Origin of the sequence: Streptococcus sp. HMSC072G04 (genome assembly GCF_001813295.1) — a bacterium.
Classification (GTDB): domain Bacteria; phylum Bacillota; class Bacilli; order Lactobacillales; family Streptococcaceae; genus Streptococcus.
Genome location: NZ_KV812036.1, coordinates 174,628 through 186,923 on the forward strand (window position 1 = coordinate 174,628; position 12,296 = coordinate 186,923).

Here is a 12,296-nt window from a genome sequence, read left to right on the forward strand (position 1 = left end):
GTAGTCGGCTCTTGAGTCGTAGTAGTTGTGGTTGTAGTAGTCGTAGTGGTTGTCGTAGTTGTAGTTGGTTTATTTGATGTGTTGACCACTTTAATCACGTTGTCATCATCAATTTTCTCAACTTTAGAAGTGTAACCTTCTGGAGTGTTGGTTTCCACTACTGAGTACTCAATCTTCTTACCGTCTTTGATACCTGGCAATTTCGTAAATGCTGCTTTCCAGCCAGAAGCTTTTGTAAGGGTTTGTGTTAACCCATCCAAGGCTTTGCCGTCCGCATACAATTGAACCGTGATATCTTTACGATCTGCTTCGCTATCGCCTACCCATTCTTTTTGAACAGTAACTGTTTGATCTCCAGTAACCCAGGATTTCAATTCTGTATTGTTCCAGAATGCTGGGTCAGTTTGAGGTGTTGTGATTTCATCAGCTGTCAAAGTAGCGTTGTTATCAACACGGATGGTTGTCTTAGGAATTAATGTTTGGTATTCAACGATCAATTCATCGCTAGATGCTGTTTTAAAGACATCACTGACATCTGATAAATTCACGGTAAATCCATTACTGTCTGCATCGAATTTCACATGTTTCCAGAAGTCCCAACCAGAAGCCACCACTTGTCCACCTTTTCTTAAAGTGAAGGATGGTTTCAAGTAAGTTCCCACAAAGAATTCATTTGCAGCGTGGTTTGCGGCAGGAGCAAAAGTGATTTTTGAGTAATCGACTGCTGGAGCTTGGATTTTATCTGATACAACAGGGTTTGTGATGGCTTGTTTCTTACCATCCCCGTTGATACGGATGAACCATTTTGTCAGATAGTAGTCATCTCCAACATTCAACCATGCATAGTTTTCAGATGCATCTAATTTGAATTGCTTAGATACATAGTCACCAGTAAGGTTGTATTTATTTAAGACAGATTCAAATACTCCAGGACCATCAGGACGAGTGATGACAACGGATTCAGATCCTACTTTTGAAGTAGCTGTTTTGTTACCAGGATTTCCTGGTGTGCTATCCCATTCTGCTTTGTATGAGAATCCACCTTTGACATTTTCGTTCATGGATTCGATTGCTTTTTTAAAGGTGAAAGTAATCTTTTTGTTTGTCATCGAAATGGTTGCGACTTCAGCTCCATTTGCTTGGAGTGATTGAGTTGCAATTTCAGTGATATTAACACCTTCTGGAGCGTCAATAGTAAATGTATCACCGTCTTTAACTGATTTACCAGTTAAATCCCAGTCAAATGAAAAGGTAACCTTTTGTCCATTTGTTTGGGCCTTTAAGTTGGTGACGGTTGGTGAAACAGTGGCCGCGCTTACGGGTTTGATCACAGACAAGCCCAAGGCTACCACACCGATGATAGCTACAAATGCAACTATCTTTTTATAAAGAGATTTCAATTGGCCTCATTTCCTTTCTTCGGCCTGTCCTTTCCGAGGTTATTCTATATAGTGATATATCCTAAAACAGAAAGGCTTCCAATTTCTACTCCATGAAACCAGCTGCCTCAGTTTAGGATAGATCGATGAATTATATGCTCCTCTTTATGCATTAAAAGAAAACAAACCCACCGACAAAATCAGCTAAAACCCTCTAACTACGTTTGTTTAGATAGAAAAACAAGGTAAATGACAAGCGTCATAATGTTAAAGTGATAATAAACGTTACAAATTTTAACAGAATAATCATCCCATTACATATTTAAAAGATTATTATCAACATTATTATATTCTTTTAGTGTGATAAGTCAAGTTAAATGCAACAAAAATAACGAAAAATGTTGATTTTGGTTTTTGTATAGGTCGACCTTTTATTTCCCGCCATTTTAGCCTTTCATGATATAATATTCAGATAAGAAAAAGAGGAGACCAAAAGCTAGATGATCACTTCAAAATACGATTGGCAGTTAGCTTCGCCAAGTGCAGATGAGGCCTTTTTAGCCCTTGCCAAAAAAGTAGGCCTGGAAGTGTCCGTAGCAACCTTGCTGTATGAGCGTGGCATTCAGACCAAAGAGGATTTAGAAGACTTTTTAGAACCCAAGCTGGAGAAGCTACACGACCCTTATTTGCTCCATGATATGGACAAGGCAGTGGAGCGCATCCGACGGGCCATCGAAGATTATGAGCAGATCCTCATCTACGGAGACTATGATGCGGACGGGATGACCTCAGCCTCCATTATGAAGGAAACCTTGGAGCAGATGGGGGCGGAGGTGCAAGTCTACCTCCCCAACCGCTTTACAGACGGCTATGGGCCCAATGAGAGTGTCTATAAGTATTTTATCGAGCAGCAAGGCATTTCCCTGATTGTCACGGTGGACAATGGGGTCGCGGGCAATCAAGCCATTGCCATGGCCCAGGCCATGGGAGTCGATGTCATCGTGACGGACCACCACTCTATGCCAGAGGTTTTACCGGATGCATATGCGATCATTCATCCGGAGCATCCTGATGCGGATTATCCCTTCCATTATCTAGCAGGATGTGGTGTGGCCTTTAAGTTGGCCTGTGCCCTCCTAGAGGAAGTACCAGTCGATCTCTTAGACCTGGTAGCAATTGGGACCATTGCTGACATGGTCAGCCTAACAGATGAGAATCGGATCTTGGTCAAATACGGTCTGGGTGTTCTCCAACATACCCAGCGCATGGGCTTGCAGGAGCTCTTGGAGATTGCGGGGATTCGTCCAGAGGATGTCAATGAAGAAACGGTTGGTTTTCAGATTGCTCCTCGTCTCAATGCCCTTGGCCGCCTCGATGACCCTAATCCAGCTATCGAACTACTGACAGGATTTGACGATGAAGAGGCGCACGAGATTGCCCTCATGATTCATCAGAAGAATGAAGAACGTAAAGAAATTGTCCAAAGCATCTATGACGAAGCTAAAACCATGGTCGATCCGAGCTTGTCCGCCCAGGTCTTGGCCAAGGAAGGCTGGAATCCTGGGGTTCTTGGCATTGTAGCTGGTCGTTTATTAGAAGAGCTTCATCAGCCGGTCGTTGTTTTAAGTATCGAAGATGGACGGGCTAAAGGAAGCGCTCGGAGTCCTGAGTCGGTCAATATCTTTGAGGCCCTCGACCCCCACCGGTCGCTCTTTGTCGCCTTTGGCGGGCATGCCGGTGCAGCAGGGATGACGCTCGAGGTGGACCAACTCCCTGCCCTGTCTCAGGCTCTTACGGATTACATTGCAGAACAAGAGATTGATCTCAGCAGCAAGTCTAGCTTAGCCATCGACGAGGAATTGCATCTAACAGAACTGACGCTTGAGACCTTGAAAAGCTTTGAGCGCTTGAGTCCTTTTGGCATGGACAATAAAAAGCCAGTCTTTTTGGTCCGTAACTTCAAGGTAGAAGGGGCGCGCTCAATTGGAGCCGGCAACATCCACTTGAAACTCAAAATTTCTCAAGAAGATGCGACCTTTGAGGTGGTTGCCTTTGGCTTGGGAAGCTTAGAAGCAGAGTTTGCGCAAGCGCAAGACCTAGAGCTAGCTGTGCAGTTGTCGGTCAACCAATGGAATGGCCAAACGACTCTCCAGCTCATGCTGGTTGACGCGCGTGTGGACGGCGTGCAGCTCTTTAATATCCGCTCTAAAAATGCCAGCCTCCCCGCAGGTGTTCCTGTTCTTGATTTTACTAAAGAACTGCCAGATCTGACAGGGGCATCCGCTGTTGTAGTTGGAAATATCCCTGAGGATTTAGAGCAACTACGGCAAATCTTCCAAGAGCATGATTTCCAAGCCGTTTATTTCAAAAATGAGATCTCCAAAGCCTACTATCTGACAGGATACGGTAACAGGGACCAGTATGCCAAGCTCTATAAGACCATCTACCAGTACCCAGAGTTCGATGTCCGCTACAAACTCAAAGATCTAGCAGCCTATCTCAAGATCCAGCAGATCCTCTTGGTCAAAATGATCCAGATCTTCCAAGAGTTGGGCTTCGTGACCATTGAAAATGGCATCATGAAGGTCAATAAAGAAGCAGAAAAACGCAAAATCGCAGAAAGCAGCATCTACCAAAAACTTAAACAAACGGTGAAAGAGCAGGAGTTGATGGCCCTTGGAACAGTTCGTGAAATCTACGACTACCTGACAGGGCAGGCCTCATGAAAAAACACCTAAAAAAATTCCTCTGGCTCAGCCCCTTCCTGCTTTTTGCTCTTTATTGGTTAGGAATCTACCTGAGTCTCAAGAACCCCATGGAAGAAATTAACTATGCTGAAAATGGTGGATGGATGCGCTATGTGATGTTTAAGCCCTTTACAGAGACGATCGGTAGTGATCGCATCTGGAAGGAGGATGAAGGATTTCAAATGTATCCCTATTCAGATAAAATCGTTGGTGGTCAGGAAGACCTACCTGTCCGTGCTGATGTTTCGAGATAGTTCAGAATGGGTTTATAGGTATAAATATCAGTTAAAAGAAAATGTATCGGTTCGTATGATGTTCAAATACAATTCTAAAAAAAGAGCATTGATTCAAGAAGAAGTCTATCTTTATGCAGATGATCAAGAAGTAGAGGGTAGTGATTTTCTAAAGAAACTTTCTACCTACGGCAAAGACCGGACTTGGTTGAAAAAGCAAAGTAAGAAGGTCGCTGAACAATACATTCTTGGTGCCTGGTTTAAGAATGGAAGTTCTCGTTATTCCCTGAAAAACTTGGGAGATATGAAAATCGAGTACGATAAATTGATAGAAGAATAGTAAGCATGTTTCAAATTCCAATCCCACATCATTTTTCGGATGTGGGATTGGAATTTGACGCGAGAGCTTGGGAAAATGATTTGGCAAAAAATGATGCAAGTTAGTAGAATTCATGATATAATGGAATGTAAAAAATTTTTTATGAAAGAAAGTTAACCATGAATTTAAAAGATTACATTGCAAGCATTGAAAATTATCCGCAAGAAGGAATTACCTTCCGTGATATCAGCCCTTTGATGGCAGATGGCAATGCTTATAGTTATGCGATTCGTGAAATCGTTCAATACGCAACGGATAAGAAAATTGACATGATCGTTGGTCCTGAAGCACGTGGGTTCATCGTTGGATGTCCGGTCGCTTTTGAGTTGGGAATTGGATTTGCGCCTGTTCGTAAGCCTGGTAAATTGCCACGTGAAGTCATTTCTGCTGACTACGAAAAAGAATACGGTGTGGATACCCTTTGCATGCACGCAGATGCCATCAAACCAGGTCAACGCGTCCTTATCGTTGATGACCTTTTGGCGACTGGTGGTACGGTGAAAGCAACCATCGAAATGATCGAAAAACTTGGTGGAGTTGTTGCAGGTTGTGCCTTCTTGATCGAGTTGGACGACTTGAAAGGTCGCGAAGCAATCGGCGATTACGACTACAAAGTCTTGATGCATTACTAATATAGTCTAATACTATAACTGGCTACAGAAAAACCATAATTGAAAACTATAAGCTCCTATCATATAATGTTAGTTAAGAACTTGTAAGATGGGAGCTTTTTATGCCAATTACTCTAGATAAAAAATTACCAGCAGTCGATATCCTTCGTTCAGAAAATATTTTTGTCATGGATGATGTTCGGGCGACTCACCAGGATATTCGGCCGATGAATGTTCTCATTCTTAATCTGATGCCGACCAAGGTTGCGACAGAAACCCAGCTCTTACGGCTCCTTGCCAACACGCCCTTGCAGATCAATGTAGATTTCCTCTACATGGCGAGCCATGAATCCAAGAATACAGCGGCTGAGCATTTGGAGAGCTTCTACAAGACCTTTGAGGATATCAAGGATAATTACTATGACGGCTTGATTGTGACAGGAGCACCTGTCGAAAAGATGGACTTTGAGGAAGTAGACTACTGGGAAGAATTAACCCAGGTCTTTGAATGGTCAAAGCGGCATGTCTTTTCTACCTTGCACCTTTGTTGGGGAGCCCAGGCTGGACTGTACCACCGTTACGGGATTCAAAAAGTAGAACTCTGTGACAAGCTATCTGGTATCTATGACCAAGCAGTGGTGCGTCCCGATAGTCTGCTCATGAGAGGCTTTGACGATCGCTTCCTTGCCCCTCATTCTCGTTATACAGATATTCCTTTGAAGGAAGTCCTTGAAAAGAGCAATCTTCAAGTGATCGCTCAAGGAAATGAAGTTGGGCTTTCTATCATTGCCAGTCCAGACATGCGTGAGGTCTATAGCTTTGGCCATCTGGAGTATGATCGCGATACGCTGGCAAAAGAATACCACCGAGATGTCAAGGCGGGCTTGGATCCGGATGTTCCCAAGAATTATTTTGATGGGGATGACGCTAATACAGAGCCTCGCATTCGTTGGAATCTAGCTGCGACGACCTTCTTTAGTAATTGGATCAACTATGCGGTTTATCAAGAAACACCTTACCGCTTGGAAGAATTGGAAAAAGATATTTCATTTTATGGTTACCTATAAAGGGGAATTATGACATATTCACAAGCATTTAAGTATGGCAACTTGGTTCTTCCAAGTGCCTTGCTTTTTCATTATCATGAGTTGTTTGACCAAGCAGATGACTACTTGGTTTGGCAGTTTTTCTTCCTTCAAAATACGACCGGCCAAGAGGCCTTAACTCCCAATCAGATTGCTAGTCATCTAGGAAAAACAGTGACAGAGGTCAATCGGATTATGTCCAATTTGACCACCAAGGGACTTCTTCAATACCGGACCATTGAGCTCAATGGCGAGATTGAAGCCATCTTTGATGCGACCATTGCCCTGGAGCGCTTGGATGAGATTTTAGAAGCCCAATCACAAGGGAAGGCACAAAGCGCGCCTACTAAGGGAAATGTCATCAAGGACTTGGTGGAAACCTTCCAACAAGAACTGGGACGACTCTTGACACCTTTTGAGATTGAAGACCTGACCAAGACCGTGCGCGAGGATCAGACAGATCCAGATGTGATCAAGGCAGCATTACGAGAAGCTGTCTTTAACGGCAAGCCTCACTGGAAATATATCCAGGCTATTTTACGCAACTGGCGCAGTGAAGGCATCAACAGCCTGGCCCAAGTAGAAGCGAAACTACAAGAACGCGAGCAAGCCAACCCACGCAATGTGACGGTTTCAGACGATTTCTTGAAGGCCATGGATTTGTGGAAGGATTAAAAAAAGCTAGCACTTATTTGAGTGCTAGCTGCAGCAGGAAGGTAAATTTTTCCTAGAAACTTTCCTTATGTGAGTACGGACGTCAGCGAACTTCGTAGAAGTTCCATGACTTAGTTTTGAACCTAAGGTTTCAAAACTCCCGAGTGCCTGAAACAATAGTGTTTCAGGCACTTTTCTCACGGCGGAAAGTTTTTAGTTTATACTTTATACTTGAATAGTTTTATAAATAAGACATTATTTTTACTGAAACAAATAGGTTCTTAATTGAAAAAATAATTTTTAACCATACAAAAAGCTAGCAGTCATATATTGCTAGCTTTTTTCGTTTATAAATAGTCCGCGTAGGCTTTTTCTAGTTTGCTAAGTAGTTCTTGTTTTTCATCCTCGCTAGCAAAGGAAGCCTGGATGGCATCGACATTGTGCTGGTAAAAGTCAGCTTCCTTAGTTTGGAAATGCTGATGGTAGAGGGCATATTCCTTGGTGAGGTCGGTATCAGATACAGTCCGGTTATCGGTATTGATACTGATCCGAGCTCCGGCTGCCTCCATCTTCAAATAAGGGAAATCTTCTATAGTCGGTGCTGCTTTTGTTTGTAGGTTGCTGGTCAAGCAGAGTTCACCAGTGACCCCATTTTCAATAAAGGATTGGAGTAAGGCCGGTTCATGAGATAGAGCCGTCACGTGGCCATTGCGTTTGATGCCAAATGCAATCGATTGGGCAACAAAGTGTGGGCAATGACACTCACCTGCATGAAGCGTCATGGGCCGATGGTAACTCTTGACTTGCTCGATTAAAGGTCGAATATCTTCTGGAGAGTAGTTGTGCTCATCCCCGGCAAAGTCAAAACCAACAAAATCCTGATCACTAACTTGGTTGGCTTCTGCAAGAATGCGAGAGGTGACTTCTTGATCGGATTGGCGCATGCCACAGACCAAGGCTTTTGCAACAATGCCAAATTCCTCCTGGGCTTGGCGAAGACCATCGCAGACAGCATCGATGGTTTCTGGGACGGTAAGCCCTTGGTCCATGGACAATTCTGGTGCGAAGCGGACTTCGATGTAGACGACGTTTTCGAGAGCAGCTTGCTTGGCCACATCGTAAGCAGCAAGCGTCAAGGCTTCCTTAGTTTGAAGGAGGGGCCGAATGTAGTCAAATGCCTCCAAATAGTCCAAAAGATTCTCACAGTGGGCAGGTGCGGTGACATGGTGCTTGAGCTCTTCATCACTAGCAGGGAGGTCAATATGGGCCATAGCTGCCAACTGGCGAATGATTGGAAGCGACAAGGAACCGTCTAAGTGACAGTGAAGTTCTGTCTTTGCCAAACTATGAAAATCGATCGTGGACATGGTTTTCTCCTTAAAATTGTATTTTTTCTATACTATCATTTTGACAAAAAAAGTCAAGTAGCCTTCGCGTAGCAGATCTTTGAAAGGGAGCCCGATATTTGATATGCTAGGAGTAGCGAAATAAAGGAGAAGAAAGATGTCAGACTATCAATTACCAGAAGTATGGAAAGCACCGAGCCAAATGGGAGGAGCCTGGGGTAGCTTGAACCAACCAACAGCAGGTGCCCGCTTTGAACAAACCCTTCCAAAAGGCGACCAGCCTTTCCAACTCTATACCCTTCCAACACCCAATGGGATCAAGGCCACCATTATGCTGGAGGAATTGAAAGAGATGGGAGTGGATGCAGGCTATGACGCTTATCGGATCAAGATTGGTGAGGGAGATCAGTTTGGCAGCGACTTTGTAGCCATCAATCCCAACTCAAAAATTCCAGCCATGTTGGATCAATCAGGTGACCAAGCCATTCGGGTCTTTGAATCAGCCAATATTCTCTTGTATCTAGCAGAGAAATTTGGACAATTGATTCCGACAGATCCTGCTAAACGAACCGAAGTGCTTAACTGGCTCTTCTGGCAGACAGGGGCTGCACCTTTCTTAGGGGGAGGCTTTGGCCATTTCTTCCACTACGCACCTGAAAAAATCGAGTATGCCATCAACCGTTTTGCCATGGAAGCCAAACGCCAATTGGACCTACTGGACAAGGAACTGGCCACTAAACCTTATATTGCAGGGGATGACTATACCATTGCAGATATTGCCATCTGGTCTTGGTATGGGCGTCTAGCCCAAGACAAGGTCTGGGACCGTGCAGGGATTTTCTTGGATGTGAAGGAATACAAGCATCTGCAAGCTTGGACAGAGAAAATTGCCAATCGCCCCGCTGTAAAACGTGGCTTGGAAGTAGAGTATAAGGAAATTGACTAAAGTCTAAGCATAGATAATTCAATTGTATTGAGATTTTCTTTAGGTGAGTACGGACGTCAGCGAACTTCGCAGAAGTTCCATGACTTAGTTTTGAACCTAAGGTTTCAAAACTCCCGAGTGCATGAAACAAAAAGTTTCATGCACTTTTCTCACTGCAGAAAACTCAATACGTATTTTTTTGGCTCCAAAAATAAGAGATTTCTCGCTAGCTAGAACAATTTAGCAACAATTTGATAAGGCGCCGTTGCGCCTTTTTTTAATGGTGCAAACATGGTATACTAAAGGGTGGAATAAAAGTTTAGAAAGTAGCACATGGAATTTACAAAATTATCAAATCGCTTGGACTTGGTAGCTAGCTTCGTCCCAGCTAGAGCACGTTTGTTGGACGTGGGGAGTGACCATGCTTATCTCCCAATCGCCCTCTTACAAGAAGGCAAGATTGAGGCTGCCATTGCAGGGGAAGTGGTAGAAGGGCCCTATCAGTCTGCCCTTCAAAATGTTGCGGATAATGGCTTAGAAGACAAGATTGAGGTCCGTCTGGCCAATGGTTTGGCTGCCTTTGAACCAACAGATTGCATTTCCTGTATCACTATTGCCGGCATGGGAGGACGCTTGATTGGGGATATTCTAGCGGCAGGTCTTGAGAAATTAGCTGGTGTCTCTCGCTTGGTCCTGCAGCCCAATAATCGAGAGGATGAATTACGAGCTTGGTTGGTAAATCATGATTTCCGCATTATCGATGAAGCGATCTTGGAAGAAAATGAGAAGTTCTATGAAATTCTCGTAGTGGAATACGGTTCTCAAGAGTTGACAGCCAAAGAACTACGCTTTGGTCCCTATTTGATGCGGGAACAAGCCCCAGCCTTTGTCCAAAAGTGGTCCAAGGAAGTGGATAAATTAGCCTTTGCCTTGGAGCAGGTCCCAGTTGAGAATCAATCTGCCAGAGCATCGTTAGAAGAGCGCATCGCTCACATCAAGGAGGTTCTACATGTTAGCTAGTGAAGTCATCAAACGCTATGAAGCCTTCTGTCCTCAGGAACTTTCCATGGAGGGAGATGTCCGTGGGCTACAGGTCGGCACGCTACAAAAAGACATCCACAAGGTCATGGTGGCCTTAGATATCCGCGAGCAGACAGTGGCAGAAGCTATCGCCCATGGGGTAGACTTGATCATCGTCAAGCACGCACCGATTTTCCGTCCCATCAAGGATTTGGTAGCCGATCGGGCTCAAAATCAGATCTATATCGATTTGATCAAGCATGATATCGCTGTCTACGTCAGCCATACCAATATTGACATTGTCCCAGATGGGCTCAACGATTGGTTTTGCCAGCTCTTGGAAATTGAAGATACAGAGCCCCTCAGTATGACAGGGGAAGGGCTCGGAATCGGTCGCATCGGTCGGGTACCCGCTCAAACCTTTGGCCAGTTGGCTGACAAGGTCAAAGAAACTTTTGGCCTAGATGCTTTGCGCTTGGTCAGTTATGATGAGGCTGACCTGGAACGGGTCATTGAGCGTGTTGCTATCTGCGGAGGAAGTGGCCAGTCCCTTTACAAGGATGCTCTCGCTAAAGGGGCACAAGTCTATATCACAGGAGATATTTACTACCACACGGCTCAGGACATGCTGAGCGATGGGCTCTTGGCCTTGGATCCAGGTCATCATATCGAGGTTCTCTTTGTGTCGAAACTAGTAGAAAAGCTTAACCAGTGGAAGTCTGAGGAAGCGTGGGAGATTGAAGTGATTGGCAGTCAAGCCAGCACCAATCCTTTTTACCATATCTAAGGGGGCATGATGAAAGTTGCCATTATTGGTGCAGGGATCGTGGGATCCACTGCCGCCTATTATTTATCCAAAGAAGCACAAGTGGATGTGACCGTCTATGACCATGGAGTCGGCCAAGCGACTAAGGCGGCAGCAGGCATTATTAGCCCTTGGTTTTCTAAACGGCGGAATAAGGCTTGGTATCGCCTGGCTCGTCTGGGAGCAGATTTTTACCAAGAATTGGTAGAAGACCTGGCCAAGGACGGAATTAAAACAGATTTTTACCAGCAGACCGGCGTCTATCTCCTCAAGAAAAATGAGGAAAAATTAGACGAACTCTATCAGTTGGCGCTGAGACGTCGGGAGGAATCTCCCTTGATTGGAGACTTGGCGATCTTAACTAAAGAAGAAGTGGTCAAGCAATTCCCAGGTCTGCAAGGTTTTGAGAAGCTGCTCTATGCATCAGGTGGTGCTCATGTAGAAGGGGCCCTTCTGACGGAAACTCTTCTTGAAGCCAGTGGCGCAAGACTGATTAAGGAAGAGGTTGCTCTCTCAGTCTCAAGTGATGGCTATCAGATTGCAGGAGAAAGCTATGACCAAGTCATCCTAGCAACAGGAGCCTGGTTGGGTCAAATGCTCGAGCCACTTGGCTACCAAGTTGATGTTCGTCCGCAAAAGGGGCAACTGCGGGATTATCAGCTAGATGTAGATACTGCTGATTATCCGGTGGTCATGCCTGAAGGAGAGCTGGATATCATTCCCTTTCAAAATGGCAAGATCAGTATGGGCGCTACCCATGAGAATGAGATGGGCTTTGACCTGACAGTGGATCAAGTTCTGCTCAATCAGATGGAAACAGAAGCCCTGTCTTACTATCCAGAACTCGCTCAAGCGGAAGTTATCGGGGAGCGCGTGGGAACTCGTGCCTACACCAGTGACTTTTCACCATTTTGGGGAGCTGTTCCTGATCGAGCAGGCCTCTATGTCGCCAGTGGACTTGGTTCGTCTGGCCTCACAACAGGTCCACTCATTGGTTGGCACCTAGCCCAACTCGTGGTAGGAGGAAACCTGCGCTTAGATCCAGCAGATTATCCAGTTGAACAGTATGTGAAGAAGAAAGTGGGACAAAAGTCCTAGCCTCTCAATTGTCT

At 44.8% G+C, this 12,296-nt stretch carries 12 protein-coding genes; 10 read left to right on the plus strand and 2 right to left on the minus strand.

The annotated features are described in order from the left end of the window. A partial coding sequence (locus HMPREF2904_RS08780; RefSeq protein WP_256263271.1) for a Cna B-type domain-containing protein occupies window positions 1-1,400 on the minus strand: 1,400 nt, incomplete at its 3' end. A 479-nt stretch (window positions 1,401-1,879) separates the two neighbouring features. Here HMPREF2904_RS08780 and recJ point away from each other — a divergent pair. From recJ to HMPREF2904_RS08810, 6 genes are all read left to right on the plus strand, one after another. Next, the gene (gene recJ / locus HMPREF2904_RS08785) at window positions 1,880-4,105 is read left to right on the plus strand and encodes a single-stranded-DNA-specific exonuclease RecJ (RefSeq protein ID WP_070662014.1); all 2,226 of its coding nucleotides are present in this window, start codon (window positions 1,880-1,882) and stop codon (window positions 4,103-4,105) included. Continuing rightward, on the plus strand, window positions 4,102-4,380 hold the full coding sequence (locus tag HMPREF2904_RS11985) for a TipC family immunity protein (RefSeq protein WP_256263272.1): 279 nt from the start codon (window positions 4,102-4,104) through the stop codon (window positions 4,378-4,380). The genes recJ and HMPREF2904_RS11985 overlap by 4 nt, the downstream gene beginning before the upstream one ends. Next, window positions 4,367-4,699: a TipC family immunity protein gene (locus HMPREF2904_RS11990; RefSeq protein WP_256263277.1), complete on the plus strand. Its 333-nt coding sequence runs from the start codon at window positions 4,367-4,369 to the stop codon at window positions 4,697-4,699. Before HMPREF2904_RS11985 ends, HMPREF2904_RS11990 begins: the two co-directional genes overlap by 14 nt. 158 nt (window positions 4,700-4,857) lie before the next feature. Next, window positions 4,858-5,370: an adenine phosphoribosyltransferase gene (locus tag HMPREF2904_RS08800; RefSeq protein WP_021153512.1), complete on the plus strand. Its 513-nt coding sequence runs from the start codon at window positions 4,858-4,860 to the stop codon at window positions 5,368-5,370. 101 nt (window positions 5,371-5,471) lie between these two features. Further along, window positions 5,472-6,416 carry a homoserine O-acetyltransferase MetA gene (metA, locus tag HMPREF2904_RS08805; protein WP_003011482.1) on the plus strand — a complete coding sequence of 315 codons (945 nt, stop codon included), beginning with the start codon at window positions 5,472-5,474 and terminating at the stop codon, window positions 6,414-6,416. A 9-nt stretch (window positions 6,417-6,425) separates the two neighbouring features. Continuing rightward, window positions 6,426-7,109 carry a DnaD domain-containing protein gene (locus HMPREF2904_RS08810; RefSeq protein ID WP_070662017.1) on the plus strand — a complete coding sequence of 228 codons (684 nt, stop codon included), beginning with the start codon at window positions 6,426-6,428 and terminating at the stop codon, window positions 7,107-7,109. Window positions 7,110-7,435: 326 nt separating this feature from the next. On the opposite strand, the gene add is transcribed toward HMPREF2904_RS08810, so the two are convergent. After that, window positions 7,436-8,455, minus strand: coding sequence for an adenosine deaminase (gene add, locus HMPREF2904_RS08815; RefSeq protein WP_070662020.1), 1,020 nt, complete (start codon window positions 8,453-8,455; stop codon window positions 7,436-7,438). Between the two features lie 136 nt (window positions 8,456-8,591). Here add and yghU point away from each other — a divergent pair, with 136 nt between their 5' ends. The 4 genes from yghU (at window position 8,592) to HMPREF2904_RS08835 (ending at window position 12,282) form a co-directional block, all read left to right on the plus strand. After that, window positions 8,592-9,380: a glutathione-dependent disulfide-bond oxidoreductase gene (gene yghU, locus HMPREF2904_RS08820; protein WP_070662023.1), complete on the plus strand. Its 789-nt coding sequence runs from the start codon at window positions 8,592-8,594 to the stop codon at window positions 9,378-9,380. Window positions 9,381-9,692: 312 nt separating this feature from the next. Then, window positions 9,693-10,379, plus strand: a complete 687-nt coding sequence (locus tag HMPREF2904_RS08825) for a tRNA (adenine(22)-N(1))-methyltransferase (RefSeq protein WP_070662026.1) — start codon at window positions 9,693-9,695, stop codon at window positions 10,377-10,379. Continuing rightward, window positions 10,369-11,166: a Nif3-like dinuclear metal center hexameric protein gene (locus HMPREF2904_RS08830; RefSeq protein WP_070662028.1), complete on the plus strand. Its 798-nt coding sequence runs from the start codon at window positions 10,369-10,371 to the stop codon at window positions 11,164-11,166. Before HMPREF2904_RS08825 ends, HMPREF2904_RS08830 begins: the two co-directional genes overlap by 11 nt. Before the next feature lie 9 nt (window positions 11,167-11,175). Further along, window positions 11,176-12,282 (plus strand): NAD(P)/FAD-dependent oxidoreductase, encoded by a 1,107-nt coding sequence (locus HMPREF2904_RS08835; RefSeq protein ID WP_083307556.1) that lies wholly within the window; start codon window positions 11,176-11,178, stop codon window positions 12,280-12,282. Window positions 12,283-12,296: the final 14 nt, after the last annotated feature.